The following is a 26,611-nucleotide window of genomic DNA, read 5'->3' as shown; positions in this document are numbered from 1 at the left end:
GCGCAAACCCAAGCAGGAAGTGATGATCCACTCAGACCAGGGCAGCCAGTTCAGCAGCCTGGACTGGCAAAGTTTCCTCAAGGCCAACAACCTAATCAGTAGCATGAGCCGGCGCGGTAACTGTCACGACAACGCCGTGGCAGAGAGCTTTTTCCAACTGCTGAAGCGCGAACGCATCAGGCGGAAAACCTACGGCACTCGTGAAGAAGCACGCGCTGATGTGTTCGATTACATCGAGATGTTTTATAACCCTAAACGCCGGCACAGCAGCGCTATGCAGCTATCGCCAGTGGATTTTGAAAAGCGCTATTTCCAGAGCTTGGAAAGTGTCTAGGAAAGCCGGGGCGATTCACACCTCCGAAGAAAATGCCGATCAATGCCGACGCGGCAATCATGCCCTGCCAGAAACTGCTCAGGCTCATGGCGGCAGTCATTTGCATCATGCATACGCCGATGATGCTCAGCACATAGCCATCGACGAACGATCCGCCGCCGGAGCGCAGGGTCAGAAGCTGATGAAACCGGTTGAGCGGTATATCTTCGATCGAGGTATTAAATGTTGTCATTATTATCTCCAGGTTCTAAGAGCTGCCGGTAAATTCAGGCTGAGCGAAGCCACAGAACTGAAATGCTTCAGCCCTGAGTTTTCTTCACGCCACCTGAATTACGGTTGGCATTCCTTGTCTTGTGCAGCCCCGGCAATCAGCGCTGCACAAGAAAAAACAGTGCATGTATCAAAGGCCCGTGTGCCTATATCTCACGACCCGAGCGATGCTGGCCCCACCTCAAGTTGAAGTTCACGCCCAAGGAAAGAAAGGGTTCCGGCGGGTTCCTGCTGGGACCGGACGAGTTCAGCAGGAATTCGGTCAGCTCCGTGCGTTCGCCTGCCAACCAGTCGGCGAGCAATTTGCCGGTGGCGGTGCCGCGGGTGACGCCAAGGCCGTTGCAACACAGTGCGCCGTACACATTGGGCGCCAATTCACCGAACTGGCTCATGTGGTTTCTCGACAATGCAAGCGCGCCTCCCCAGGTGTATTCGAACTCGACCCCGGGCAACATCGGGAAGCGGTTGGCGAACGACGTCCGGTGGTTGCGCACGAAACGCTCGTTGAACCTGCTGTTGCTCTGGCCGTCCGGGTTGAAGCTGAAACTGTTGCGAATCAGCAGGCGGTTGTCCGGAGTGCGACGAACCGTGGTGCCATAGGTGTCGGCCGGTATCACACCCCAGAAGGGCTTGCCGCCGAGGCGCGCCTGCTCATCCGCGGTCAGTGGCCGGGTGAGGCTGGCGTAAGTGAACACCGGCAGCATGCGGCCTTTGAGAAACCCGAAGCTCATGCCAAAGGCATTGGTGCTGAGGATCAACTTGTCGGCGGTGATGCTGCCGTTCTTGTGGGTCAGAACGATCTTTTCGCCATACACCACGTCGGTGATGGGCGTGTGCTCGTAAAGGGTCACGTTGCCCGGCAGCGAGTCCGCCAGGCCTTTGACCAGGGCCGAGGGTTGAATAAGTACCGTGCCTGGCGTGAAGAGCGCCTGGCGGTAGAAGCCTGTGCCGATATGCTCGGGCAGTTCATCTGCCGAGATCATTTCATAGGGCTGATCCAGCTTGTCCAGTCCTCGGCGGTAGGCATCCAGCACTGCAATGCCACGGTCTTCCACGGCCGCCTGGTATTTGCCACAGGCTTTCATCTGGCATTCGATGGCGTGACGCTCGACCAGCTCGGTAAGCATCGACTGGCCGGTGAGATTGAGCTTCATCGAGGTATTAGCGATAGCGATGTCGCCGATGTAGTCTTCTGCGCCGATATCGTGGGGGAGGTCGATGGCGAATCCGGCGTTGCGCCCGGCCGTGCCGAAGCCGACCTCCTGGGCCTCGATCAGGATGATCTCGTCGTCGGGATAATGCAGTGCCAACTGCCGAGCCGCTGCGAGGCCTACATAACCCGCGCCGACGATGACCCAGCGGGCGGCGCTCTTGCCGCTGTGGGCCGGTCTTGGCTGCCTGGGGTTGCTGAGGTGGAACCAGCCGCAGGTCGAATCATCGGCAGGCAAGTGGGTCACTCTGGTCATTTCGGGAAACCTAACTTTTATTGTTTGAGCTTTGGTTAACTGTCCCTTGCGTGAAATGACTCATGATCAGCTGAGGCACCAGCGCTCGGGTTCCTAAAACGTCAATGCCACCTCTACGCCAACGGGGGCGGCGTATTCCGCCATGCGCCGACGGGACAGCTCGAAGTGCGCACGCACGACAACCGCAGCGGTGTCCGGGTCACGCCGTTCGATAGCGGCGATCATCTGGTCATGCTGGTCGCAGGCGATCTCCAGGTCGCGTTGCATGTCGTCGGTGGTGGGGTGCCGGTAGAAGATCTTTCCGAGCCGTGCATGATCGATCAGCAGGCGCCGCAGGCTGGGCATGAGGTAATCGTTGTGGGCCATCCTGCCGATCTCGAGATGGAACTCGTCGTTATGGATGACGCGATTTTCGACATGCTTCTCTTCGATGGCCTGGCGAAACTGACCCTGGATTCCTTTGAGGACCTGGATCTCCGCAGCCGAGGCATGCAGTGCTGCCAACTGGGTGGTTGCGATGTAGATCAGTGGTGCTGCCAGGTAGAAACTGTGCAGGGATTCGTGATTCATCGAGGCAACGCGTGGCGCGCGATTGGCCTCCAGTTCGATGTAACCCTCCGCTGCGATCTGCCGCAGCAGCTCCCTGACAGGTGGCCGGGACAGGCCGAATTCATTGCACAGAGCGATCTCGTCGACGACGGCACCGGGTGCCAGCTCCATGCTCAGAATCCGACGACGCAGCGCATCACCGAGAACCGTCTTGCGGTCCAGGGGGATGTCGATGACGACGTTATCGGCTTCGGAACGAGCTTTCATGGACTGTTTTCTGCTGGTCATTAGCGTTGTCTACAATTTGTATAATGACTATAAAATCACGTTAGACAATATGTCTACAGATTTCTGCGTGGACAACAGGCGCCCGGGATTGCGCAATGTTGGCAGGTAGCAAGTGGCTATCTTGCAATGGCTTGAAGTACGCCTCGATGCCTGTGTCGTGGGGCTATTTCATCACATCCGAACCCTGGCTCGCTGTTACTCGTGAGCACCTGGAGATACTTCGCGCAGGCAGTTGGCATGCACTTCCTGGAAGAGGGCATCGTCATTACCGGTATATCTCTGAAAGCGACCTGCACATATCTGTTTCCGACAGTGCGTCGCCTGCAACTGGCGATTCAAACCGCCTAAACGGGCAAGGAAATAGCGGTTTGCGGGTATTTTTTATGAATTCTATGGGTATACATAAAGAATACAGTGCGTATTGACCATCACCGGAGCGCGTGCGAGTCTCGATCCAACAGCCATGTGTGGCGGGGCGGTGAATAGCCGGAGTCCCTTGTGAAAAAAGATAAGAACAGTCTCTACGACGACATGAAGCGGCAGATCCTGACCATGCAGCTCGATCCAGGCCAGGCAATCGAAGAGCTTGGCCTGAGTGCGCGCTACGGCTTGTCTCGTACGCCGGTCCGAGAAGTGCTGCGACGCCTGGCAGGCGAGGGTTACCTCGACATTCAAGAGAATCGCGGTGCACGGGTTGCACCGATGAATCATTCCACCCTGCGCAATTTTTTCCTTGCCGCTCCGATGATCTACGCGGCGATTGGCCGGTTGGCGGTACAGAACTTCACACCTGCGCAACTCAATGACCTCAAGGCGACTCAGGAACGATTCCGTAGCGCGGCAAGGGTGCGCGACCCTCTGGCGATGGTGATGGAGAACAACCGCTTTCACGAAATCATGGGTGAAATGTCCGGCAGTCCCTACCTCGAGCCCAGCCTCGGTCGGCTGCTGATCGATCACGCGAGAATCGGTCATACCTTCTTCAGGCCGCGGAATGAGGAAATGCAGAAACACTTGTCGCTCGCCGTCGAGCATCACGACGCCTTCATCGAAGCGTTCGCCAGGCATGACGAAACCGCCGTGGTCGATCTGGTGTTCGAGCACTGGGAGTTGTCCCGCGGAAACATGGAAATATTCATCGCTCCGCAAGGGCTGAAGGCTGATACCTGGGCGGACAGAACAGGCACTTATTAACAGCCGATGCCTACGGCAGGCACTGTTGCAACCAATGAAGCGCGCAGGATCAGCGTCTGGCGCCATGTATCCAGCAAAGGGATGTTCGCGTGGCTGCTCACGACGAGAAAAACAATACGCCGCCGGTGTGATTGGCACCCAGGGCGTTAAATAAGAAGCGAAAACCACTCTACCGCTGATGTCATCAGCACCACTACAGGGCATACACCATGAAGATTTTGTGGAAGGCACTCTGCGCGTTGGCAATCGTCAGCCTGACGATCGTACACAGTCACGCTGACGGAAAGGTCATCAAGATGGGCACCTTGTCCTGGGAGGACCTGACGCCCATAACCGGCATTACCAAGAAGGCATTGGAGAATGCCGGCTATACCGTGGAAGTTACCTCGTTTTCCGAATGGGGTATCGCCTATGCGGCATTGAGCAAGGGTGACATCCAGGTGCTGACGTCGCAGATCGACTACGCCGCTCACGATTACTGGAACCGCAGCAAGAATCGTCTGGAAAAGATCTCTCCGGTTTCCCATGGCCTGTACCAAGGGATCGCGGTACCGCGCTACGTCACCATCGACTCCATCGAGCAACTCAATGAAAACGCCGAGAAGTTCGGCAACAAGATCGTCGGCATCGAGCCGGGTTCAGGCCTGATGAGTGATGCGGCGAACGCGGTATCGGCATATGGCATCAAGCTCAATCTGCTGGAAGGCAGCACCGCCGCCATGACTGCTGCGCTCAAATCGTCCGTCGACCGCAAGGACTGGGTCGCCGTCGCCATCTGGGAACCGTCCTGGATGACGCAGAAGTTCGATGTGAAATTCCTCAAGGATCCCAAGGGTATCTTCCCGCCGCCCCAGGGTTACTACTGGATCGCCCAGAAAGGCTTCTCGGAGAAGAATCCACAGGCCCGTGAAGTGATTGCCGGTGTCTACGTGCCGCTGGCGGACATCACCGCGATCAACGGTGAAGTGAAAGATGGCAAAACCATGGACCAGGCCGTCAGTGACTGGTCGGACAAGCATGCCGAACTGCTGAAACGCTGGAACAACATAAAAAAATACTGAAGTCCGCTTTAGCTGCTGCCGCTGCCGAACTTGATGTCAACAATTAAACCAGAATCCTCTGGTTCGACGGGTGCGAAATGAATTCCTCACGTAATGGCACTGACGAAGTGCTGGTAAGTTGTCAGTCTGTCTGGAAAGTGTTTGGGCAGAACTCCTCCGCTGCAATGAAGGCTTATATCGAGCGAGGTCTTTCCAAGAAACAGATCCTGCAGGATTACGGCTGCGTCGTCGGCGTGTCGGATGTCAGCCTTGAGGTTCGTCGTGGCGAAATCTTCTGCATCATGGGCCTCTCCGGTAGCGGCAAGTCCACCTTGATCCGCCTGTTGAACAAGTTGATCGTCCCCAGCGCCGGCCAGGTGCTGGTCAAGGGCAAGGACCTGTCCGCACTCAGCGCGGTGGAACTGCGCAAGGTGCGGGCGCAACACATCGGCATGGTCTTCCAGAGCGTGGCGTTATTGCCGCATCGAACCGTTCTGGAGAACGCCGCCTTCGGGCTCGAGGTGCAGGGCGTTGCCAAGGCCGAGCGCCACGCGGTCGCTGAACAGGCACTGGCCAAGGTCGGTTTGTCCGACTGGGCGGCCCGTTATCCCGCCGAGTTGTCCGGTGGCATGCAGCAACGGGTCGGCCTGGCGCGTGCCATCACGTCCGATCCGGAAATCATCCTCATGGATGAACCCTTCAGCGCTCTCGATCCACTCATTCGCCGGCAGCTGCAGGACGAGTTCCGCCAGCTCACCAAATCCCTCGGCAAATCGGCGGTATTCATTACTCATGACCTGGAGGAGGCGATTCGTATCGGCGACCGCATCGCGATCATGAAGGATGGCATGATCATTCAGGAGGGCACGGCCGAAGACATCGTGCTGAAGCCGGCGGATGACTATGTCGCCGATTTCGTGGCCGGTATCTCCCGCTTGCATCTGGTCAAGGCCCACTCGGTCATGACGCCCTGTGCGGACTACCGGCAAGCCCACCCCGACGTGGACGTCGGCACGCTGTGCAGCACCACTGCCGGTGCGGACCTGAATGAGCTGATCAACCTGCTGATTCAGTCCGGGGGCGAGGCGCTGGCGGTCATGGAAGGGGGCAGCCCGGTGGGCGTCATCACCGCACGCGATCTGTTGCGCGGTGTGCAGGGCGTACCCAACGACTGCGTCGAGACGCCGCTACGCGAACCCCTGGAGCACTCGCTATGAGCCCGGAGGATTTCGCATCACGCTTCGACGAAAGCGTCGACGCCGCACTGGAATGGCTCATGGATAACGGAGCCCATGTGTTCGACTTTCTCAACCTGATACTCATGGGCTTTTATGAGGCCGTGCTATGGGTCTTGGAAGCCGCTCCTTTCTATGGGGTGGCGCTGCTGGTGGGCGCGCTCGCCTGGCGATTGTCGTCCGACCTCAAATTCGCCATCGCCTCGGCGCTGGCCCTGGCGTTCTGTTCGGTCATGGGGCTGTGGGCCGAGACCATGAGCACCCTGGCGCTGGTGCTGTCGGCGACCAGCCTGGCGCTGCTGGTCGGCATCCCGGTGGGGGTGGCCGCAGGCCTGCTGCCGTCCCTGGACAAGGTCACCGAGCCAGTGCTCGACCTGGTGCAGACCCTGCCGCCTTATATCTACCTGTTGCCGGCCATCGCCCTGCTGGGCTATGGCTCGGCGACCGCACTGGTCGCCACCTTCATCGTGGCGGTACCGCCGGTACTCAGGCTCACCTCACTGGGCATCCGCATGACGCCCAATCATTTCATCGAACTGGGGGAAGCGAGCGGCACCAGTGGCTGGCAGCTGTTCTTCAAGATCCGCCTGCCTTTCGCTCTGCCCAGCATCATGGCCGGGGTGAATCAGAGCCTGATGATGGCGTTCGGCATGGTGGTGATCGCGGGCATCGTCGGTTCCGGTGGGTTGGGGGAGGCCATTTACGGGGCGATCCGCACGCTGGACATCGCGCAGTCAATCAATGCGTCCATCGCCATCGTCATCCTGACCCTGATTCTCGACCGGATGGCCCAAAGCGCCAACCGCTCGGATAAAAAGGAGGTGAGCAATGGCGCCCACTGAGCTGAAGTTCTCGCCGGGGCAGCACCTGGCTCCTGCCATCGACTGGCTGAATGCGAACTTCCACCCGCTGTTCGCGGCCATCAGCAGGTGCATCGAAAGCGTGCTCGGCGGCGTGGAAGCTACCTTGCTCGCCATGCCCGCTTACGCATTGATCGCGGCAGTGGCAGTGCTGGCCTACCTGTTCACCAACCTGCGCGTCGCGGTGCTGTCCGCCTTCATGCTTGGCTTCTGCCTGCTTTCCGGCCTCTGGACCGCCTCCCTGCAGACCATTGCCCTGGTCTCGGTATCGGTCAGCATCTCGGTGGCGATCGCTTTTCCGCTGGGCATACTGGCCTCGCGGGTGAAGCGCTTCGATGCCGCGGTTCGGCCGTTGCTGAATGTCATGCAGACGGTGCCGCCCTGGGTTTACCTGATTCCTGCGGTGATGATCTTCAGCCTCGGCAAGGTGCCGGCCATCATCGCCACCGTGATCTACGGCATCCCGCCGATGATGCGGCTCACCACCCTGGCGTTCAACCAGATCCCCAAGGATCTCCTCGAACTGGGCCAGGCAACCGGGGCTTCTCCGCGCGCCATCCTGCTCAAGATCGAGATCCCGGCCGCCACGCCGACGCTGATGGTTGGCCTCAACCAGTGCATCCTGCTGTCCCTGGCCATGGTGGTGCTGGCCGGCCTGGTCGGTGCCGGCGGGCTCGGCGCGGAGGTGACCCGCGGCCTGACGCGCATGGAAATGGGGCTGGGCCTGCGGGCCGGGTTGGCGATCGTCGCGGTCGCGCTGTTGCTCGATCGCCTGTCGCGGGGTGCGCTGCAACGGCACTCGGCCCGTAAAGCCGTCTAGGGAGAAGCGACGCATGCGAAGCACATTTTTCTGCATAGACGCCCATGCCTGCGGCAACCCGGTACGGGTGGTGGCAGGTGGGGCACCGCTGATGCCCCACGTGAGCATGGCGGATCGGCGCGAGCTGTTCATCCGCGAGCATGACTGGATTCGCAAGGCATTGATGTTCGAGCCCCGGGGCCATGAAGTGATGTCCGGTGCGATGATCTATCCCTCGATACACAGCGATTGCGATCTCGCCGTGCTGTTCATCGAAGTGAGTGGCTGCCTGCCGATGTGCGGGGCTGGCACCATCGGCCTGAGCACCGTGGTGATCGAGCACGGCCTGGTCAGGCCGAAGGTAGCGGGCAAGCTGTCCATCGAGACGCCAGCCGGGAAGGTCAGTGTGGAGTACCGCCTGGCGGGCGACAAGGTCGAATCGGTCAGCCTGTTCAACGTGCCGAGCTACCTGCATGCCGCGGATGTGCGTGTCGAGGTTCCGGGGCTGGGCCAACTGGTGGTGGACATCGCCTACGGGGGCAATTACTACGCGGTGGTCGAGCCCCAGGAAAACTGGCCCGGGCTGGATGGAATGTCCGCGGCGGACATCGTGACCCACAGCCGGAGTCTACGCAGCGCGCTGGCCGGGGTCTGCCATCCCGTGCATCCGGACGATCCGCGAATCAATGGTGTGCACCATGCCATCTGGTGTGATGCCGGCACCAGTGACGCGTCCGATGGGCGCAATATCGTTTTCTATGGTGACAAGGCAATCGATCGTTCTCCGGGGGGTACCGGCACGTCTGCGCGCCTGGCACAGTTGCATGGCAAGGGTCGCCTTGGCGTCGGTGACACGTACCGCAGTGAAAGTCTGATCGGCACGATTTATCAGGGCCGTATCGAAGCCGCCAGCGAGGTCGGTAGCTACCCGGGCATCCTGCCCAGCGTTACCGGGTGGGCGCAGGTGATCGGGCTCAACACCATCTTCGTGGACGAGCGTGATCCCCTGGCGCACGGTTTCCTGGTTGACTGAATGCCTGCCGGTGACGAACATCGCCGGCAGGCCGGGCATGACTGATAGGGGCAGAAATTGTCGGATAGGCGAAGTTTCAGCGAGGCGCTGCAAGGGCAGAACCTCCGTTTTGTAGGCGACAAGAACCGCGTGTTGCGCGAGGCCCGGGTCGGCTTCCTGCTGCTCGAGAATTTTTCCCTTCCGGCGTTCACGCAGGCGCTGGATATCCTGGTGACGGCCAATCTCATCAGCACCGGCGTCTTCGCCACGCAGACCTTCAGCCTGAACGGCCAGGCGGTGGTCAGCGACCTCGGCATCATCATCTGCCCGAACGCCGAACTGAGCGGCAAGCATCTCGTGGGCCTGGACCTGTTGGTGATCTGCGGTGGGCTGCGTACCCCCTTGCGGCCGATACCGGCGCTCAAGCAGCTCCTGCATGTGGCCGACGAGAAGAACGTGGCCCTGGCCGGGCTATGGAGTGGTGCCTGGTTCCTGGGGCAGGCCGGCCTGCTCGACGGCTTTAAATGTGCGATCCATCCTGAACACCGTGCGGCGCTGGCGGAAATCGCCCGGTACAGTCAGGTCACCTCGGAAAGCTTCATGGTGGATCGTAATCGGCTGACGGCCGCCAGCCCGACCGGCGCCTTCAATATGGTGCTGGAATGGATCCACAAGCTGCATGGTCGCGATCTGGTCGAAGGCATCGTCGATATCCTGGCTTTCGAGGAATCTCGCTACCGGCGCGTGCGTCCCACCGTGCACGCCAAGATGAGCGAGCCGTTGCGTAACGTGATCAACCTGATGAGCGCCAACATCGAAGAGCCACTGAGCCTGGAGCAGTTGGCGAAGTACGCGGGGCGCTCCCGGCGGCAGATCGAGCGACTGTTCCAGCAGCAGCTCGGCACCACGCCGGTACGCTACTACCTGGAGCTTCGGATCACCGAGGGGCGCCGATTGCTGCAGCATTCCGACCTGCCGATTCTGGACGTCAGCGTGGCTTGTGGTTTCGTGTCTCCCAGCCACTTCAGCAAATGCTATGCGTCGTACTTCGGCAACTCGCCGTCCAAGGAAATCCGCCACGGCAACGTGAAATCGAGTAAATAAGCGCGACCGTCACCTCGCGGCTCATTCCAGGCCTGAACTGCGGTGGCGGTAGGCCGCCAGCACCGGGCTGACGGCAGGCGCTGCCGTTTGCGTTCAGCGCGGCAAGAAAACCACCGTGCCGCTATCGCTTGGCTGCCCGGCTCCTGTCCATACCTTCCGCGTGGTGGCGGTGTGGGTGGGCAGGTGCGGCGTGCTGATCCATGCAGCGTGGGCGACTACATAGCCATCTGGCAACCTGCTATCGCGCTGCAATATATCTGTAACACCTTCTTCATAAAATGATCGCACTTCTCCCTCCCGTTCGAGTTTTCCATGAGCCTTGGTCGTTCGCTGCGTGCCCAATTGGTATTGCTGATTGGCGGTGGTCTGATGTTGATGTTGTTGATTGCGCTGGCGGGCTTTGCCCTGTTGTCGCGGCAACTGGATGGCTATCAGGCGTTGCTTCGCGGCCCGCTCGAAGAGGCGCGGCAGGTGGAGGCGGCCAACCTGGCGTTCAAGATCCAGGTACAGGAGTGGAAAAACGTCCTGCTGCGTGGCGCTGACCAGGCGCAGCGCAACCGCTACTGGCAGCAGTTTCAGGACGAGGAGGGGCGGGTGCAGGCACAGATCGGCCTGCTGGTCGAGGCGGCAGGGAGTACCGAGCTGCGCCAGCGTCTGAGTGAGTTGCGCCGTACTCATGCCGAGATGGGCCAGGCGTATCGGCGGGGTTATGAGGCTTTTGCCGCGGCCGGGTTTTCTGCCCAGGCCGGGGATGCGGCCGTCAAAGGCATCGACCGGGCGACCACCGAGCAACTGTCGTTGCTGGTCGACGAGCTGCACCAGCGCAGCCAGGCGAGTGCTACCCGGTTGAGCGAGATCGCCCAGCGTAGCGTGCTGTTCGGCAGTCTGGCGATGCTCGGGCTGGGTGTGCTGCTGGCACTGTTCAGCGCCTGGTTGGTGAACCGGCGCATCACCGCGCCGTTGCTGCAGGCCACCGGGCAGCTCGATCTGCTCAGCCGTGGGCAGTTCGGCGAATGCCTGGGCGAGGGGCGCGAGGACGAGGTAGGTCGCCTGGCCCAGGCGGCCAATCGCCTGCGCGAGTTCATGCAGGCGCTGTCGCGGCAATTGCGAAACGGCACCGGTGAGCTGGATGCCGCCAGCCAGGCCCTGAGCAGTGTGGCCGGGCATATCGGCCACGGCATTCGCGAGCAGTTTTCGCGCACCGATCAGGTGGCCACCGCCATGCATGAGATGAGCGCGACGGCCGAGGAAGTCGCGCGGCATTGCGCAGCGGCGGCCCGTGCCGCGGATGAAGCCGACCAGGCCGCCCGACAAGGCGAGGCGACCATGGCCAGCACCATCGCCACCATCGAGCAGATGCACGGTGAGATCACCCGCACCTCGGCGGTTATCGGCCGCCTGGAAAGCGACAGTGAGCGAATCGGCAGCGTGCTGGACGTGATCCGTGGTATCGCCGACCAGACCAACCTACTGGCCCTCAATGCCGCTATCGAAGCCGCCCGGGCGGGCGATGCCGGCCGGGGCTTCGCGGTGGTGGCCGACGAGGTGCGCAACCTGTCGTTGCGCACCGCCAGTTCGATCAGCGAAATCCATCAGTTGATCGCCAATGTGCAGAGCGCATCCAAGGACGCGACCGCGGCCATCGATGCCGGTACCCAGCAGAGCGAGGCGGGTCGTGCCCAGGTCGGCATGGCTGGCGAGCGCCTGCACAGTATCACGCTGGCCGTGGAGTCCATCCGCGACATGAACCGGCAGATCGCCACAGCGGCCGAGGAGCAGACCTCGGTCGCCGAAGACATCGCCCGCAACCTGGCGGAAATCGTTTCCATCGCCCGCAGCAACGAGGCCGACCTGCAGCGCAGCGAGTCGGCGAGCCGCGCCATGCAGGGCGTATCCGGCGATCTGTCGACGCTGGCCGCACGCCTGAGCGATTGACCACGGCCCTCACCACGTGCCCGTGTGCAGGCATGCGGTGAGTCCAGGCGCAGGCGTCCGCTACCGCGTCAGCCGATCAGCAGCAGGCCCAGCATCCCCAGCCCGAGGGCCAGCAGCATCATCCCCGACAACCGTTCCAGCATCGGCAGCGCGTGCTGGAAACGGCGCAGCAGGCGTTTGTTGCCAATGGCCAGTGCAACCAGCAGGTCCCAGCCAAGTACTACGCCGAACATCCACACCCCGTAGAACAGTTTCCAGCCGGCGCTGCTGTGCGAACCACCGAGCATGCTTGCCAGGCTCACGTAGAACAGCGCGTTCTTGGGATTGAGAATGCCCGACAGAAAGCCCATGCCGGCCGCCTGCATCCAGGTGATTTGCCTGGCGGGTGCGCCGCCTTCCGCAGCCTGCAGCACGCTGCTGCCGGCGTGACGGATGAACAGCGCGCCCAGGTAGAGCAGGTACAGGCTGCCGCTCACTTGCAGGGCGATGAAGGGCACGCTGCCCGGCTGTAGAACCGAGACGCCGCTGAAGGCCGCGACGATGAACAGGCCGTTGGCCAGGGCGATGCCCAGGCAGGCGCCACTGGCGACTCGCCAACCCGCGGATAGTGATGTGCGGGCGACCAGAAAGAAATCCGGTCCGGGGGACAGCAGCGCCAGGAAGTGGGCGACGGCGATGATCAGGAACTGGTGCATGGCGGGCATCGCTTTTCGAGAAAAGATGCCGGCAGTCTGTCGGTGCTAGGTGGGGGCGGTATTGAAGAAAATCGTCAGCGGCGCGCCTGCCTGGACGACGAACCCATGGCGCAGAGCCACGGCCGTGGGTGAAGTCATGGACGTCAGGGGGGGCCGCGTTGCCCGCCGCGTGTCGTCGCGGAGGCCCGCGGCGTATTGCAGCGGGCCTTCCGGGGGCGCTACTTGCGGCGCCATTGGCCCTGCTGCTGGACGTACTGGCCAGCCGGGGTCTTGTCGATGGCCTTCTGCCCGGCGATGGTTTCCACGTCGCTGAGCTGAATGCCGTTTTGCTGGGCCAGCTTCTGATACTCGGCGCGGCGGGCGGCGTTGATCAGCTTGGCGATCTCGTCGGCCTGGCCGCCGGATTTGACCACGCCCAGATAACCATTGGGCTGCTCGCCGAGCTGGCCGCTGGCCTTGGCATCGCCCAGGGCGGACATCGCCTCGTTGAGGCTGATGGCGTGAGCGGGCAGGCTCAGGCTGAGCAGCAGCAACAGGCCGGCGAAGGGTTTGATCAGGCTCATTTGGGTTTCCTCAGAACAGTCCGCTGGATTCACTGAACATGTTGTCCAGTGCCTTATCCACCTTGATATAGATCTCGTGCTCGATCTTCACATTCAGGTTGATGTTGATCGGCTCGTTGGGCATCGCCAGTTGTACCGTCGGGGTACAGGCTACGCTCAGTAGCCCCAGCAGCAGGGCGGTGATGCAACTACGCAAGCGCATGGCGCTTCTCCTAGTCAAGGCTCCTTGGGTGCGGTATTGCGTTGCAGCATTCGCTGCTGCACGCGCCGCGTGATGATCTCGTTGACCCGATCGGTCAGTTGCAGGCTGGCGAGCAGGTTGGGGATGTCCTCCTCCAGGTTGATGGTGAAGTGGATCGGCCGGCCATTCTCGATTGCCGGGTTCTGGCCTTCCAGGCGCATGGCCAGGCGCAGTTTGCCGTGCTGATCATAGTCGACCGAACTGTTCAGGGTGGTGAAGTTGAAGTCCTCCAGGGACTGCGTCACCAGTTGCATCGCCGGGTTGCTGCGGCCCAGGGCCTTGATCTTCTCCGAGCTGAATTGCAGCCGCCCGCCGGGGTGGCGGGCGGCAATATGGCCTTGCTGCACCTCGATGCCGTTCTGGCCCAGGCGCACGGGCAGGTCACCATCCAGCGTCCCGCTACCGGCCAGGCCTTCTGCCGGGTAGAGGGTGAAAAGCTGCTGGAGTTCCAGGCCGCGGACCTGGATGGGAAACAACTGATTACCGGCCGCGAGATCCCATCGCCCTGGTGTCAGGGTGACCTGCCCGCCCATCAGCGCGGCTTGCGCCAGGTTTACCTCAAGTGTGCCCTTGGCTGCACTGGCCAGCGGCGCAGCGTAGCGAATGCGCGCTTCGAGCGGGCCGATCGGCAGGCCGGGGTTGGCCTGCTGGACTTTTATCTGTTGGACGTACAGGTCGAAGCGCTGGCGCGCCAGCTTGAATTGCAGTCGGGTGTCCAGGCCGCTGAGTTCCGAGCGGTCATAGATACCGCCCAGGCCCGTGCCGGTCAGGCTCAGGTCAACGCTCGGGGCGTTGCTGCCAGCGCTCAGGGCCAGGTCGGCGACGGCATTCAGGCGGCCGCTGTCGAGGTCGAGCAACTCGGGCCACTGCACCAGGGTTTTGGCCAGCGGGTTGCCGGAGCGCAGGAACAGTTCGCCGAGAGTCGCCTTGAGCTGCAGGTTCTGTTTGGCGTCGAGGCTTGCATCCAGGTCCAGTTGCAGTTCGCTGTCGTTGCTCAGCTTGCCGCGCAGGGTGCCGGCCATATCCGCTGCCGATAGCTGGCTCTGCAAACGCCAGCCCTGTGGCTTGAGGTTGGCCTGTTCCAGGCGTGCGGTGCTGAGGTTCAGCGGGCCCTCGAACTGCCAGGTCTGCAGGGCGCCGTCCTGCAGTTTGAGGTCGAGGGCGCTACCGCCGAGGTCGATCTGCAGCTTCTGTGCGTTCAGGTCGGCACCTTTGAGGGTTGCAGCCTGAAGCCGGGAGCCTTGGCCAATGCCCAGGTCCACCGCAGTGCCATCTGCATGGCCCGCCAGCTTGAGGTCGCTGCTCAGCTCGCCGGCCTGCCAGCCAGCCTGGTTCACTCTGGCGGTGCGTGTGGTCAGGCGCGTATCGGCGAACTGCACGGCCCAGGGCGCCGAGCTCGCCAGTGCCAGGCGGCCCTGCAGGTCCAGCCGGGTCGCGCCACGCAAGGCCAGCGTCAGTTTCAGGGGCAGGCTGCGCCTGGTCAGGTCGTTGCGCAGGCCATCGAGTGGCGTGTCAGGCTGCACCTGTACGCGCAGCGATTCGCTGCGCAGCTCCGGTGGTAGCGCACTCAGCCAGTCGGCATTCGGCTCGGTGAGCTGCAGGTCCGCTTCCACGCGCGTTGCGATCCAGTTTTGCCCTTGGTTGTGCGCCGCCAGGGCCAACTGCCCCCGTAGCTGGCCAAGCCCGGGAAAAGGCCAGGGCTGGGGCAGATTGCCCTGCACGTCGACCTGACCGCTGGCAGCCAGCAGGTTGTCCACATCCATTACCCGCTGTGGCAGCGTCAGTTGCCACGAGCCTTGCAGGCTGACCTCTCCCGGCGCGCCGGGCCACTGGGTGCCCGCCGGCACGCTCCAGGCGCTCAGCCAACTTTGCAAGGCGGCCGCCTGGGTGAGTTGCGTCGCATCGAGCTGGCCGTTCCAGTTCAGGCCGTCACCTGCCTGTTCGAGGCTGCTCTTTATGGTCACTTGCGGTTGCTGATCGACGGCCAGGGTCAGTTGCAGGTCGATTGCCGCGTTGCGCGGTCGCAGGGTGAGCGAGCCATTGACTACCTGCGTCTGATGGTCGAGATCGAGCTGAACGGCCAGGTGGTCATCCTCGCCACGCAGCAGCTTCAGGTTGCCTGTGGCGGTGCATTGTCCGCGGGCGCAGGGCAGGGTGGCGGCTAGTCGCTCAATCTCCAGGCTGCGTGGCAGCAGGGCCAGTGGCGCAGCCAGTTGTTGCAGGTCGAGGTCGGCTGGCGGCGTGTCTGGCTCGAGCTCTTCAATTGCGGGTAGCCAGGTGAGCGTCAGGCTGCCGATGTCGAGGTGCTGCCAGAACGGCAGGCTGAAGCCGAAATCGCACCAGGCCAGTTGCAGCCCCTCACTGTGCAGCTCCAGAGTGCCTGCACTGCTGCGTTGCGTCAGTTGCAGGTCCTTTACGTTCAGGCCTGTTCTGGAGAGTGATAGGCCATGCCAATCGAGTTTCTCGACGCCATTGCGTTGCAGCAGGTAGCTGCCGCCCAGATAAAGGACGGCAACGAACACCACGAGCAGGGTGAATAAAACGGACAGTCGCAGCCTGGTGCGGCTGAGCATGGGCGTCATCCATCGGCGGAAGAATTCGCGACGGTAACCCGAAGCGCCATGGCCTGCCAAACCCGGTTTGGCCGGTTCAGCCGCCCACGGTTTTATGTCGGGAACATGACATGGGCTTTATTGGTGCAGAGGCCAGGCGCTCCATCTGTCAGGCCGCAGGGCCTGTGACGCCTGGCTTGCGCCCTCTAAAAGGGCGTTTGCGCAGGCCTGTCGCGGGACTTGTGCACAATCGCGATGCAGCTTGTCAAGCAGCATATTAACGCTTGCACAAAACCTCCAATTGTCGTAGTTGAATTTTTAAGTGCATGAAAAATATGGACTTTTTTGATGTGGCGAAAAAATGATCAGTTTGACGCGGGACCCCATACCATCAGCGTTGTGGGGGTATTTCTCCCACGATACACACAAAGTTATCCACAGCTTCTGTGGATTGTCACAAGCAGGCTTGAGGAGAGTAGGGCGGGGTTTACCTGTGAATAAAAAAGAGTAGAGTGGCGCGCCTGTTCCGCAGCCCGCTTTATGCCTTATGCCCCGCGCTTTACCGCTTGATACGCTTCCCGTCCGTGCCCAGGTACCTGTTCGCGTTGCCGCCTGGCTGTTGGACAGCCCGCGCCTGGGGCATGCCCCCAGCGTCAAACGCATTGCCGGTCGCCTGCTCAAGCAGCCTGCCCGGCAAGGCGTGGTGCAGGCGCAGAGCCGCCTTGGCCAAATGCTCTGTCGCGACTGCGACAATACCCGCGACCGTCGTATTGGCGTGGAACTGCTGCGCCAGGCGGCGCGTGCCGGTGACGGCGTCGCCCAGCTCGAGCTGGGCCGCCTGTACTGCCAACCGCGCACCCTGGAGCCGCAGCAGGCCCGCCACTGGCTGGAGCTGGCGGCGCTGCAGGGGCAGTACGAAGCGCGGGACCTGCTACAGCGCCTGTAGCCGCTGCACAGTCGCCCGCGCGGGTATACTGCCTGGCAGTCTCGCCTGGATGTCTGTATGCCCTCTGATCTCGTTTCGCTGCTGCCGGCCTTTCTGGTCGGCGCCCTGGTCTGTGCCGTTCCCCTGTTGCTGCGTGCCGTCGCCCTGTCGCGGCAGGCCGAGGCGATGCGTTTGCAGGCAGGCCTGGCGCAAGAGCGCATGAATGCCGCGCAACTGGCCCAGGCAGGCCTGAGTGCGCAACTGGACAGTTGCCGCGAAGAACTGGCCGAGATTCTTGAGATCAAGGCTGACCAACAGGCCGAGCTGGCCGCTCTGCGCCGGGAAACCCATCTGCTGCAGAACGACCTGCAACTGGCTCGCGAGCAGATCAAGGGCGGGCAGGCGCTGCGTGATCAGCAGGAGGTCGAGCTGCGTCGCCTGGATAGCGAGCGGGCCGGCCTGGCTGCCGAGCTCAATGAACAGCAGGAAAACCACCAGCAGCGTCTCGAAGATCTGCAGGGCGCCCGCGATGCCTTGCGGGCCCAGTTCGCCGAGCTGGCCGGCAAGATCTTCGACGAGCGCGAGCAGCGTTTCTCGGAAACCAGCCAGCAGCGCCTCGGCCAACTGCTCGATCCGCTCAAGGAACGCATCCAGTCCTTCGAGAAGCGGGTCGAGGAGAGTTATCAGCAGGAGGCGCGCGAGCGCTTTTCCCTGGGCAAGGAACTGGAGCGCCTGCAGGGGCTCAACCAGCGCCTGAGCGAAGAGGCGATGAACCTGACCCAGGCTCTCAAGGGCCAGAAGACCCAGGGCAACTGGGGTGAGCTGGTGCTCGAGAGGGTGCTGGAGCATGCCGGCCTGCAAAAGGGCCGCGAGTATCACACCCAGGTCAGCCTGAAGAGTGCCGATGGCGAGCGCTTCCAGCCGGACGTGCTGATCCAGCTGCCGGGCGAGAAGCAGGTGGTGGTCGATGCCAAGGTCAGCCTCACGGCCTATCAGCAGTGCGTGTCGGCTACCGACGAAGCGACCCGGCAACTGGCCCTGAAGCAGCACGTGCTGTCCCTGCGCAGCCATCTGAAGGGGCTGTCGCTCAAGGATTACCAGCACCTCGACGGGCTGCACAGCCTGGATTTCGTGTTGCTCTTCGTGCCCATCGAGGCGGCGTTCGCAGCAGCCCTTCAGGCAGACCCGGGCTTGTTTCAGGAGGCTTTCGATCAGCACATCGTGATCGTCAGCCCGACCACGCTGCTGGCGACCCTGCGGGTCATTGACAGCCTCTGGCGTCAGGAGCGGCAAAGCCAGAACGCCCGGGAAATCGCCGAGCGGGCCGGAGCGCTGTACGACAAGTTCGTGGCTTTCATCCAGGACCTGGATGAGGTTGGCATGCGCCTGCAGCAGCTCGACAAGGCGTACTCCGGGGCGCGCAACAAGCTGGTCGACGGTCGCGGCAACCTGATAAGCCGCGCCGAGAACCTCAAGCTGCTCGGTGCCCGAGCCAGCAAGAGCCTGCCTCCCGAGCTGCTCGAGCGAGCCGCCGGTCTGCCTCTGGATGACTCAGGGGGCGACTGAGCCTCACGCTGCCTCGAGTATGGCCGGGGGTGATTTCACGTCCTGGCTGGACGTGACAGAAATTTTGGCTATCTTGTCGGTTGTCATACTTCTACGGGGTGTGATGATTTCGTCTGGCTGAATATCAGACCTTCCCGAAGATTTGATTAAATTCAGCTTATTCAATGGATTGGCCATAACAAGGATAAGAATATGCCGCTCATCGAGAGCTCGCTTGCGTCTGGGGCGCAAGGTTCGCTACGCCAAAAAAAATATGTTGTCGTACCTCTTGCGCTGCTGTTCAGTGTTTCTGCTCTGGCACTCGAAGCGCCACGCAAGATTCAGGTGCCGACCCTGGCCTATGACGACAGGCAGATCATTCTGGTCTGGGAGAAGCCGGAGAACGCCGCCGGTATCGTCGACTATCACGTCTATATGGACGGCAAGCGCCTGGGTGGCGCCAGCGCCAACAATGACCAGCATTCGCCAGCCAAGCCATATATCGACCGGTTCTACGAGGCCGATACGGAAAACTTCCATCACCGTATTTCCATCCACAATTACACCGTGGCTGGCCTGAAACCCGAGACCGAGTATCGCTTCACCGTGCGCTCGGTGGATGCCGAAGGGCGCGAGTCCGGTGACAGCCCGGTGCTGATGCAACGCACCACGGCGCAGCCTGATGTCTTCAACGTCGAGGATCAGGGCGCCAAGGGCGACGGCAAGACGCTCAATACCCTGGCCATCCAGAAGACCATCGATGCCTGTTCCCTGAACTGCAAGGTGCTGATCCCGGCGGGCGTGTTCAAGACCGGCGCGCTGTACCTGAAAAGCAACATGACCCTGGAGATCGCCGAGGGTGCGACCTTGCTGGGTTCGGAACGCAGCGAGGATTACCCGCTGGAGGGCTATATCCAGTATCCCTATTCGACCATGGTACGGCCGGCGTCGCTGATCAACGCACTGCCGCGCGATCCGCGTCAGCATCAGTCGTTCGAGAACATCCGCATCGTCGGCAAGGGCACCATCGACGGCAACGGCTGGAAGCGCAACGATGACAACCGTGATGAGCTGGGCAATGCGCTGCCGTTCTACCGCGCCAGTGACAATACCCGCTACGGGGAAGACGGCATTCTGGCCAGGGACCAGGTCGAGAAGGCGGTGGCGCGGGGGATCATCGTCAAGGACGCCTACGGGCAGATGCGCTCGTCACTGATGACCCTGCGCAATGTCAGCAACCTGTTCTACGGCGGCTTCACCGTACTCAATCCGGCTTACCACGGGATCATGAACCTGGAGACCGAGAACGTGGTGATGGCCGGCACCGTGCACAAGACCTACGACGCCAACAATGGCGATGGCATCGAGTTCGCCAACAGCAAGGGCGCCATGCTCTTCAACAACTTCTTCGACACCGGCGACGACTGCGTCAACTTCGCCTCGGGCACCGGCGCCGATGCGACCAGGCAGCCGCCTCAGGAAGATGCCTGGATCTTCAACAACTACTTCCGTCGCGGGCACGGCATGGTGGTCGCCGGTAGCCACACCGGCGGCTGGATCCAGAACATCCTCGCCGAAGACAACGTGTCCGATGGCACCGATACCGGGCTGCGCATGAAGAGCACCAACTTCATGGGCGGCGGTGCGCGTAACGTCACCTTTCGCGATTCGGCGGTCCGCAATACGGTCAAGCAGGGGGTGATCATGACCCTCGACTACCACGACCCCAACGCCATCCTCGATTACCAGCGTTCGACCGTTCCCGGCCAGTTTCGCGACATTCGCGTGGCCAACGTGACGGTGGAAGATGCTGCCGGTGCGGCAATTCAGGTCAAGGGCGACAGCGCCCACGACGCTTTCCACGAGAACGTCGCCTTCGAGCAGGTACGCTTCAAGGGCAAGGCCGGGCGCAGATCGACGGCCTGCGCAATTCGCGCTTCAGCGACGTCAGCTTCGTCGGTAGCCAGGGCGATCCCTGGAGCATCGAGGGTAGCGAAGGGCTCAGCTTCGAACGCGTCGAGCCGCAGCCAAAGCAGTAGATGGCCAGTCGCGGACGCGGGTGGCTCAGTCGTCCCGCGTCAGCACTTCCAGCAGCTCGATTTCGAAGCGCAGGTTCGAATTGGGCGTGATATGCGCGCCCATCGAGCGCTCGCCGTAGGCCAGGTGCGCGGGTACCAACAGGCGACGTTTGCCGCCGACCTGCATGCCCATCAGCCCCTGATCCCAGCCCTTGATCACTCGCCCGGTGCCGATCACGCACTGGAAGGGCTTGCCGCGGGAGTAAGACGAGTCGAACTCGGTGCCGTCTTCCAGCCAGCCGCGGTAGTGGGTGGTGATCAGCGCGCCCTTGACCACTGCCTTGCCATCGCCTACTTGCAGGTCTTCCACGCGCAGTTCATCGCTCATATCGGTTGTCCGCTGGTTGCCGAGGGCCTGCCTTTTCGCAAGAAACGGCGCGCTTGGCAAGACCCTTGGCGTTCACTGTAGAGGCAGATGCCGGCTGATCAGGGCGCGCAGGGGGCGAGTTTGCGGGCTGCAGGGTTCGACGAGTTGACGGTAATTGATGTTTTTCTGGGACAAGGGATCTTTGAGCCACAGAGCTGCACGCTGAGAGGGCGCCGAGCTGGCCAGCGGCAACTGCCATGCCTCATGCATCTCTGTCTGGCGCCAAATCCAGTGCCAAGGCTGTAATCGGTCTAGTTGATCAATCCTCGAAGGATTGGCCCGCACCACGCATGAACAGGCGCCAGGCTTGATCGAAATACCGCTGCTGCGAGGTGATATCTGCAAATGCCGACTGACCGAGCATGGTGCTCACCAGGGGGCGTATGGCGGTGGCATAAAGCAGTTGTTCAGCAATGAACGCTGTATCCGCTTCGATCAGATCGCCGCTGGCTTGCGCCTGTGCGACGAGCTGCGTCAGTTGCTGCAGTATCGGGTCATTCTCGCCGGTTGGCATTTGTACGCCCTTGGCTGGTAGGGCCTCCGCCAGCGCGACGCGATTAAGCGCCACCAGTTGTGGGCGCAAGTTGATATCGAGCAGGGCGCGTGCATATCGGCGCAACTGCTCTTGGGCGGAGCCAGGGTTGCTCAGGCAGCGCTCGAGTTCGTCGAGGACGGGGGCTCTGAAATGAGCCATCACCGCACCGAACAATGCCCCTTTCGAGGGGTATCGGCGGTAGATGGTGTCTTTGCCGGCTTGGCAGGCTTCGGCAACCTGCTCCATTGACGTCGCAGCATATCCCTGTTTGGCGAACAGCTCCGCAGCGACATCGAGAATCCGTTGTTCCAGCTGTACGACAGCCTGCCGGCTCGGCCGGCCGCCACGCGATCGACCAGGCGATGGGGGTGTGATCCGCTCCGTGGCTAGGGAGACGTGAGGTGAAGGTGGTTTCTCCATTTGGCAGTGGTAGCTCGTTTTCCTAGGCCGTGCATTGTCTGGCAAGTCTTCATGGGGTTGCAAATTCCCAGGCCGGTTGCAGGCCTTTTGGGAAGATGCGTTTGTTTCTCGATTATAACTGGACGGTAATGTCCAGTTATGTAATTATCGATATTGAGACTTCTTTTCATTCGCGGTTGTGGAGGGCGTATGGCAGTCGAGGTACGTGGAGTAGCGATGGTTGCGGTGGCGTCGGGGTGGCTCGTCGTCTCGGCAGTGGGGCAGGCAGATGAAGTCCGGATCGAGCTGCTGCCTGTGAACGTGGAGGCCAGCCAAGTTGCCGACAGCAGCGAGGAGGTGGTCAGGCTGGTGTCTTCTTCGGCGAGCAAAACCGATACGCCTTTGGTCGTGACGGCTCAGTCGGTATCCACCATTACCCGCAAGCAGCTCGATGACCAAGCGGCGCAAACTGTCGGCGAGTCGCTGCGTTACACTGCCGGGGTGCTATCCGATCGTGATACGAACAGGCGTTATGACTCGGTGTTTCTACGAGGGTTTGGCGCATTCGGCACGGCTACCAACTACGTGAGCTTTCTCGACGGCTTGAAATTGCCGCGTGGCCAAGCGTTCGCCCAGTCAGCCATCGACCCTTATCTGCTCGATCATGTCGATGTGCTCAAGGGGCCTTCGGCATTGCTCTATGGTCAGGTTAGCCCCGGAGGCCTAGTCAATCAGGTGAGCCGCCAGCCATCCGCCGTAGCCGCCCATGAGGTCTTGCTGGAGATGGGCTCCGATGGGCGCGAGCAAATGGGTATCAGCTCAAGAGGTGCATTCAACGAAAGCCGTTCGCTGCAATATGGGGTGAGCGTCATAGGCCGACATGCCGACTCGCGCTACGACAATGTCGAGGAGGAACGCTACGCCGTGGCTCCCTCGATCACCTGGCAGCCGGATGCTGATACCTACCTGACCCTGTCTGGCTATTATCAGAAAGATCCGGAGGGCGGGTACTTCAACTCGGTGTACCCCACCTTCCTGGCACCTTCGGTATATCGAGATGCTTTGGGGCGCAGCCTGAACATCGGCGATCCAGACTACGACGCCTTCTCGCGGGAACAGCAGGGCATTGGCTATCAGTTCGAGCACCGCACCAGTGACATGCTGACACTGCGCTCGCGTGCCCGTTATTCGTCCGTCGATGTCGATTTTCAGTCGTTGCAGATGCTCGCGCCCTTGAGCAGCAGCGGCGTTATCGCGCGCCAGGCGCTGCAGTCGATCGAGGAGGTTCACGGTCTTTCGCTGGACAATCAGGCCCAATTCGACTTTGCCACCGCCGCCGTCGACCACCGGCTGCTATTGGGTATCGACTATCAGGATGTCGATAGCTACTGGCAGTACAACTGGGCACTGGCGCCCTCTCTGGATCTGAACAATCCGCAGTACGGTGTAGCGATTGGATCGTTGACTACCCTGATCGATAGTCAGCAGACCCTTCGCCAGACTGGCCTCTACCTGCAGGATCAGATGAGCTTCGGCGGTTTTCGTGCCCTGCTGGGCGTCCGCTACGACTGGACCAAGCAGGATACGGAAAATCGCCTGACCCAGACGCAGAGCAATCAGTCGAGCGAGGCGAGCAGTTACCGCACTGGCCTGCTTTACGCCTTCGCCAGCGGCATCTCCCCCTACGTCAGCTACTCGACTTCGTTCGAGCCCAATGTCGGAGTCGATACCAACGGCTCGCCGTTCTTGCCCAGCAAGGCCCGTCAGTATGAGGTCGGAGTCAAGTATCAGCCGCCAGGCGAACAGATGCTCTACACCCTGTCGCTGTTCGATATCGAGCAGCGCGATGCGCTTGTGCCCGATCAGGTCGGCTTCAATACCCAGGAGGGCCGCATTCGCTCCCGTGGCATCGAACTGGAGGCGCGTGGAGACCTGACCTCGAACATTGAGCTGATCACGGCGTTGACGGTGCTGGACGTTGCGGTGGTCGATGCAGCCATGACCGCCAACGAAGGCAATCGACCCCAGGCCGTTCCCCGTTACTTCGCTTCGACCTGGGTCAACTACCACTTCAACCGCGGCCTGCTTGATGGCCTGGCGTTGGGGACGGGCGTGCGCACGGTCGGATCGAGCTACGCCGACAATGCCAACGAGATCAAGGCCAGCGGCTATACCCTGCTTGACCTTGGGGTGCGCTACGACTTTGGCAAGAGTCTTTTGCAACTGCCGGCGCTGGAAGGCCACGTAAACCTGAACAATGCGCTGGACAAGACCTACTACTCCAGCTGCAGCTCGAACTTCTATTGCCAGTACGGCAATGGCCGTCAGGTCATTGCGGGCCTGCGCTATCGCTGGTGAGCATCAACGTGATTGATCGCCGTCAATTCTGCAGTGGTTTGCTCTTGGGTGGGTTGTGTGGCTTCCTGCCCGCAGGCGTCATGGGGCAGTCCACCTACCGGATCACCGATCTGGCGGGGCGCCAGGTCGAACTGTTGGGCGTGCCCAAGCGCATCGTCCTGTTGGAGGCGCGCGATATCCTCAGTATGGCCCTGTTCCATCCCGATCCGGCGCAACTGTTGGTCGGCTGGGCGGCTATCGACCGTCTCGATAGCCCCGACCTGATTGCGCGTTTCGACGGTAGGCGAACGATCACCGAGGTCGGTAAGCAGACGCCAGCCTCGATCAGCACCGAGGGGATCATCAGCATCGCCCCCGACCTACTGGTCGCGAGCGACTATATGTTACCGGCCGGCGATGCCCGTACTGCGTTCTTCGAACTCATGCGCAGCGCCGGGATCCCGGTGCTGCTGAGCGATGTGTCGAGCAACGATGCAGGTGCCCATACCACACCACCCTTGGTCAACTCATCCCGCCACCTGCAACTCTGGGGTGAGATTTTCCGGCAAGGCGAGCGTTCCTTGGCCTATTCGGCGTTCGTCGAGCAACGCGTGGCCGTTATTGCGCAGCGTTTGGAAAACCAGGCGCCGGTGACGACTTACCTTGAGGTGCAATCGACCCTGGATGACTGCTGTTGGGCCGCAGGGACGCAGGTCTGGGGGCAACTGCTGTCGCTCGCCGGTGGTCAGCCATTGCCGGCCGTGCAGGCACCCTGGTTCCAGCGTCTGCAACTGGAGTACCTGCTATCGACGCCGTTCGCGGTTTACATCGCATCGGGCGGAGGCTGGGAGTCCGGTGGTCGCCCGGCCATCGGCCCGGGTATTGAACCGGCGCGGGGGCGCGAAGGATTACAGGGCTTGCTAGGGCGCACGGGCTTCGCTGGTTTGCCGAGTAGTCGTGAGCGTCGCGTTCATGGCATCTGGACGGGGCTGATCAGCATGCCCCTGCTCAATCTCCTGTTCATCGAGGTGGTGGCCAAGTGGTTGCACCCTGCACCATTCGATGATCTCGACCCTGCCGAGACGCTGAGGACAATCAACCGCCGGTTCCTTCTCGTGCCTCTCGATGGGCCTTTGTGGGTGTCTCTGGAGGATGCTGTAAATGACTGAATCGACGAACGAACGCTACCGGGCGTTTGCCCGTATCGACTTTCCCAGGGTACAGGATTATCTGCACGACATACTGGCGTCCATCGCCACCCATGACATGAGTGTGAACAAGTATGGTGATGCTTACAGGGTGATGGCCTCTTTTGCCCAGGCGACGCTCAGTATCAAGCCACAGCAACTGCTGATTGAGGTGGAAACGACGGATCGTGCCGGCCTCAACCGCATGAAGCTGGCTTTGGGCGGACTTATCGGCTTTATCGCGGCGAATGAGCGCCTGCATATCGGCTGGCAGGGAGATATGACGGGCCTGGCTGTGGTCGAGGATCTGCGGGTGATCCACGTTGTAGAAACAGTCATGCTGACTCCGCGGCTGCGGCGGATTGTTTTCGAGGGGGCGGATCTGGGGCACTTTCAGCGTGACGATCAGATGCACTGCCGTCTGATCTTTGTGCCCAAGGGCGAGCATGAGCCGGTTTGGCCGATGGTCGATGACCAGGGGCGTGTGATCTGGCTCGGTGACAAGATGCACACCCGGGTCTACACCATTCGTGAGCTGGATGCCAAACGTGGCCGCTTGACCATCGATTTTGCTTTGCATCCTGCCGTCGGGCCCGCCACCTCCTGGGCAATGGCCGCCTGCCGGGGAGATCAGGTAGGGATTGTAGGCCCTGCCGCCGGTGGCCTGCAGGCTGCTTCGTTCATTGTGCTGGCGGGAGATGAAACAGCCTTGCCGGGGATTGCGCGTATCCTCGAGGCGCTCCCGCAGGATGCGCGTGGCAAGGCTTTGATTGAAGTGCAGGACGCAGGCGAGTGCCTGTCGTTGACGAAACCGCTGGGTGTGCAGTTGCAATGGCTGTTGCGCCATGATGCCATGCCGGGAACCACGACCCTGCTGCTCGAGGCGCTACAGCGTATCGATTGGCCCGCCGACCTAAGTGACGTCTTCTTCTGGGGCGGTTGCGAATACCGAGCCTTTTCCGCCATTCATCGCTACCTGAGGCGTGAGCTGGGCCTGGCAGCCGCACAGCAGGTGCTTTACTCACACTGGCACCTGAGCCTGAGCGAGGAGCAGATCATCGAAGTCGGTGGTCAGGCCTATCTGGCTGAGTGAGCCGCCTG

The 26,611-nt window shown here is 61.5% G+C and carries 22 protein-coding genes and 2 pseudogenes; 15 read left to right on the top strand and 9 right to left on the bottom strand.

The window, feature by feature from the left end; all coding sequences use genetic code 11:
• Positions 1–334 (top strand): IS3 family transposase (locus tag BLR94_RS24750; RefSeq protein ID WP_139207503.1); only part of this gene is annotated, 334 nt, incomplete at its 5' end.
• A 19-nt stretch (positions 335–353) separates the two neighbouring features.
• Here BLR94_RS24750 and BLR94_RS24745 read toward each other — a convergent pair.
• The 3 genes and pseudogenes from BLR94_RS24745 to BLR94_RS24735 all read right to left on the bottom strand — a co-directional run.
• Positions 354–566, bottom strand: a pseudogene (locus BLR94_RS24745) (MFS transporter); the annotation flags it as partial.
• A 184-nt stretch (positions 567–750) separates the two neighbouring features.
• The gene (locus BLR94_RS24740) at positions 751–2,070 is read right to left on the bottom strand and encodes an NAD(P)/FAD-dependent oxidoreductase (protein WP_084305821.1); all 1,320 of its coding nucleotides are present in this window, start codon (positions 2,068–2,070) and stop codon (positions 751–753) included.
• 93 nt (positions 2,071–2,163) lie between these two features.
• Entirely contained in the window at positions 2,164–2,886 is a 723-nt protein-coding gene (locus BLR94_RS24735) for a GntR family transcriptional regulator (RefSeq protein ID WP_084305823.1), read from the bottom strand.
• A 519-nt stretch (positions 2,887–3,405) separates the two neighbouring features.
• Here BLR94_RS24735 and BLR94_RS24730 point away from each other — a divergent pair.
• From BLR94_RS24730 to BLR94_RS24695, 8 genes are all read left to right on the top strand, one after another.
• The gene (locus tag BLR94_RS24730) at positions 3,406–4,101 is read left to right on the top strand and encodes a GntR family transcriptional regulator (protein WP_084305825.1); all 696 of its coding nucleotides are present in this window, start codon (positions 3,406–3,408) and stop codon (positions 4,099–4,101) included.
• A gap of 209 nt (positions 4,102–4,310) precedes the next feature.
• Positions 4,311–5,162 (top strand): glycine betaine ABC transporter substrate-binding protein, encoded by an 852-nt coding sequence (locus BLR94_RS24725; protein WP_084305827.1) that lies wholly within the window; start codon positions 4,311–4,313, stop codon positions 5,160–5,162.
• 77 nt (positions 5,163–5,239) lie between these two features.
• The gene (locus tag BLR94_RS24720; RefSeq protein ID WP_084305829.1) at positions 5,240–6,358 is read left to right on the top strand and encodes a quaternary amine ABC transporter ATP-binding protein; all 1,119 of its coding nucleotides are present in this window, start codon (positions 5,240–5,242) and stop codon (positions 6,356–6,358) included.
• Entirely contained in the window at positions 6,355–7,218 is an 864-nt protein-coding gene (locus BLR94_RS24715) for an ABC transporter permease (RefSeq protein ID WP_084305831.1), read from the top strand. Before BLR94_RS24720 ends, BLR94_RS24715 begins: the two co-directional genes overlap by 4 nt.
• Positions 7,205–8,056: an ABC transporter permease gene (locus tag BLR94_RS24710; RefSeq protein ID WP_084305833.1), complete on the top strand. Its 852-nt coding sequence runs from the start codon at positions 7,205–7,207 to the stop codon at positions 8,054–8,056. Before BLR94_RS24715 ends, BLR94_RS24710 begins: the two co-directional genes overlap by 14 nt.
• A gap of 13 nt (positions 8,057–8,069) precedes the next feature.
• Positions 8,070–9,068 carry a 4-hydroxyproline epimerase gene (locus BLR94_RS24705; protein WP_084305835.1) on the top strand — a complete coding sequence of 333 codons (999 nt, stop codon included), beginning with the start codon at positions 8,070–8,072 and terminating at the stop codon, positions 9,066–9,068.
• Positions 9,069–9,125: 57 nt separating this feature from the next.
• Positions 9,126–10,151, top strand: coding sequence for a GlxA family transcriptional regulator (locus BLR94_RS24700; RefSeq protein WP_084305837.1), 1,026 nt, complete (start codon positions 9,126–9,128; stop codon positions 10,149–10,151).
• Between the two features lie 312 nt (positions 10,152–10,463).
• Positions 10,464–12,086 (top strand): methyl-accepting chemotaxis protein, encoded by a 1,623-nt coding sequence (locus BLR94_RS24695; RefSeq protein ID WP_084305838.1) that lies wholly within the window; start codon positions 10,464–10,466, stop codon positions 12,084–12,086.
• A 68-nt stretch (positions 12,087–12,154) separates the two neighbouring features.
• Here BLR94_RS24695 and BLR94_RS24690 read toward each other — a convergent pair whose 3' ends face one another.
• The 4 genes from BLR94_RS24690 to BLR94_RS24670 form a co-directional block, all read right to left on the bottom strand.
• A complete protein-coding gene (locus BLR94_RS24690; protein ID WP_084306195.1) occupies positions 12,155–12,781 on the bottom strand; it encodes a LysE family translocator in 627 nt (208 codons plus the stop codon).
• 218 nt (positions 12,782–12,999) lie between these two features.
• Entirely contained in the window at positions 13,000–13,344 is a 345-nt protein-coding gene (locus BLR94_RS24680; protein WP_084305842.1) for a YdbL family probable chaperone protein, read from the bottom strand.
• 10 nt (positions 13,345–13,354) lie between these two features.
• Positions 13,355–13,546 (bottom strand): YnbE family lipoprotein, encoded by a 192-nt coding sequence (locus tag BLR94_RS24675; RefSeq protein ID WP_084305844.1) that lies wholly within the window; start codon positions 13,544–13,546, stop codon positions 13,355–13,357.
• Positions 13,547–13,560: 14 nt separating this feature from the next.
• Positions 13,561–16,158, bottom strand: a complete 2,598-nt coding sequence (locus BLR94_RS24670; protein WP_167359806.1) for an intermembrane phospholipid transport YdbH family protein — start codon at positions 16,156–16,158, stop codon at positions 13,561–13,563.
• A 526-nt stretch (positions 16,159–16,684) separates the two neighbouring features.
• Between BLR94_RS24670 and BLR94_RS24665 the strand changes: the two genes are divergently transcribed.
• The 3 genes and pseudogenes from BLR94_RS24665 to BLR94_RS24655 all read left to right on the top strand — a co-directional run bounded on the left by BLR94_RS24665 (position 16,685) and on the right by BLR94_RS24655 (position 20,646).
• The gene (locus BLR94_RS24665; protein WP_084305848.1) at positions 16,685–17,083 is read left to right on the top strand and encodes a tetratricopeptide repeat protein; all 399 of its coding nucleotides are present in this window, start codon (positions 16,685–16,687) and stop codon (positions 17,081–17,083) included.
• Between the two features lie 57 nt (positions 17,084–17,140).
• Positions 17,141–18,628 (top strand): DNA recombination protein RmuC, encoded by a 1,488-nt coding sequence (locus BLR94_RS24660; RefSeq protein WP_084305850.1) that lies wholly within the window; start codon positions 17,141–17,143, stop codon positions 18,626–18,628.
• Between the two features lie 192 nt (positions 18,629–18,820).
• Positions 18,821–20,646, top strand: a pseudogene (locus BLR94_RS24655) (glycosyl hydrolase family 28 protein).
• Between the two features lie 25 nt (positions 20,647–20,671).
• Here BLR94_RS24655 and BLR94_RS24650 read toward each other — a convergent pair.
• Both BLR94_RS24650 and BLR94_RS24645 read right to left on the bottom strand, forming a co-directional pair.
• Positions 20,672–21,013, bottom strand: coding sequence for an FKBP-type peptidyl-prolyl cis-trans isomerase (locus tag BLR94_RS24650; protein WP_084305851.1), 342 nt, complete (start codon positions 21,011–21,013; stop codon positions 20,672–20,674).
• Positions 21,014–21,311: 298 nt separating this feature from the next.
• A complete protein-coding gene (locus tag BLR94_RS24645; RefSeq protein ID WP_084305853.1) occupies positions 21,312–22,007 on the bottom strand; it encodes a TetR/AcrR family transcriptional regulator in 696 nt (231 codons plus the stop codon).
• Between the two features lie 189 nt (positions 22,008–22,196).
• Here BLR94_RS24645 and BLR94_RS24640 point away from each other — a divergent pair, with 189 nt between their 5' ends.
• From BLR94_RS24640 to BLR94_RS24630, 3 genes are read left to right on the top strand one after another with little or no spacing between them, the layout of a single operon-like run.
• Positions 22,197–24,344 (top strand): TonB-dependent siderophore receptor, encoded by a 2,148-nt coding sequence (locus tag BLR94_RS24640; RefSeq protein ID WP_084305855.1) that lies wholly within the window; start codon positions 22,197–22,199, stop codon positions 24,342–24,344.
• Entirely contained in the window at positions 24,341–25,492 is a 1,152-nt protein-coding gene (locus BLR94_RS24635; RefSeq protein ID WP_208601367.1) for an ABC transporter substrate-binding protein, read from the top strand. The genes BLR94_RS24640 and BLR94_RS24635 overlap by 4 nt, the downstream gene beginning before the upstream one ends.
• On the top strand, positions 25,485–26,603 hold the full coding sequence (locus BLR94_RS24630; RefSeq protein ID WP_084305859.1) for a siderophore-interacting protein: 1,119 nt from the start codon (positions 25,485–25,487) through the stop codon (positions 26,601–26,603). The genes BLR94_RS24635 and BLR94_RS24630 overlap by 8 nt, the downstream gene beginning before the upstream one ends.
• Positions 26,604–26,611: the final 8 nt, after the last annotated feature.

Origin of the sequence: Phytopseudomonas flavescens (assembly GCF_900100535.1) — a bacterium.
Classification (GTDB): domain Bacteria; phylum Pseudomonadota; class Gammaproteobacteria; order Pseudomonadales; family Pseudomonadaceae; genus Aquipseudomonas; species Aquipseudomonas flavescens.
This window is presented reverse-complemented; position numbering and strand designations above follow the sequence as displayed.

Excerpts from the sequence above, each read along its gene's own strand:
- BLR94_RS24740 (WP_084305821.1), bottom strand. The coding sequence starts at position 2,070 with ATGACCAGAGTGACCCACTTGCCTGCCGATGATTCGACCTGCGGCTGG.
- BLR94_RS24735 (WP_084305823.1), bottom strand. The coding sequence starts at position 2,886 with ATGAAAGCTCGTTCCGAAGCCGATAACGTCGTCATCGACATCCCCCTG.
- BLR94_RS24725 (WP_084305827.1), top strand. The coding sequence starts at position 4,311 with ATGAAGATTTTGTGGAAGGCACTCTGCGCGTTGGCAATCGTCAGCCTG.
- BLR94_RS24720 (WP_084305829.1), top strand. The coding sequence starts at position 5,240 with ATGAATTCCTCACGTAATGGCACTGACGAAGTGCTGGTAAGTTGTCAG.
- BLR94_RS24715 (WP_084305831.1), top strand. The coding sequence starts at position 6,355 with ATGAGCCCGGAGGATTTCGCATCACGCTTCGACGAAAGCGTCGACGCC.
- BLR94_RS24710 (WP_084305833.1), top strand. The coding sequence starts at position 7,205 with ATGGCGCCCACTGAGCTGAAGTTCTCGCCGGGGCAGCACCTGGCTCCT.
- BLR94_RS24705 (WP_084305835.1), top strand. The coding sequence starts at position 8,070 with ATGCGAAGCACATTTTTCTGCATAGACGCCCATGCCTGCGGCAACCCG.
- BLR94_RS24695 (WP_084305838.1), top strand. The coding sequence starts at position 10,464 with ATGAGCCTTGGTCGTTCGCTGCGTGCCCAATTGGTATTGCTGATTGGC.
- BLR94_RS24690 (WP_084306195.1), bottom strand. The coding sequence starts at position 12,781 with ATGCACCAGTTCCTGATCATCGCCGTCGCCCACTTCCTGGCGCTGCTG.
- BLR94_RS24680 (WP_084305842.1), bottom strand. The coding sequence starts at position 13,344 with ATGAGCCTGATCAAACCCTTCGCCGGCCTGTTGCTGCTGCTCAGCCTG.
- BLR94_RS24675 (WP_084305844.1), bottom strand. The coding sequence starts at position 13,546 with ATGCGCTTGCGTAGTTGCATCACCGCCCTGCTGCTGGGGCTACTGAGC.
- BLR94_RS24670 (WP_167359806.1), bottom strand. The coding sequence starts at position 16,158 with ATGCTCAGCCGCACCAGGCTGCGACTGTCCGTTTTATTCACCCTGCTC.
- BLR94_RS24665 (WP_084305848.1), top strand. The coding sequence starts at position 16,685 with ATGCCCCGCGCTTTACCGCTTGATACGCTTCCCGTCCGTGCCCAGGTA.
- BLR94_RS24660 (WP_084305850.1), top strand. The coding sequence starts at position 17,141 with ATGCCCTCTGATCTCGTTTCGCTGCTGCCGGCCTTTCTGGTCGGCGCC.
- BLR94_RS24650 (WP_084305851.1), bottom strand. The coding sequence starts at position 21,013 with ATGAGCGATGAACTGCGCGTGGAAGACCTGCAAGTAGGCGATGGCAAG.
- BLR94_RS24645 (WP_084305853.1), bottom strand. The coding sequence starts at position 22,007 with ATGGAGAAACCACCTTCACCTCACGTCTCCCTAGCCACGGAGCGGATC.
- BLR94_RS24640 (WP_084305855.1), top strand. The coding sequence starts at position 22,197 with ATGGCAGTCGAGGTACGTGGAGTAGCGATGGTTGCGGTGGCGTCGGGG.
- BLR94_RS24630 (WP_084305859.1), top strand. The coding sequence starts at position 25,485 with ATGACTGAATCGACGAACGAACGCTACCGGGCGTTTGCCCGTATCGAC.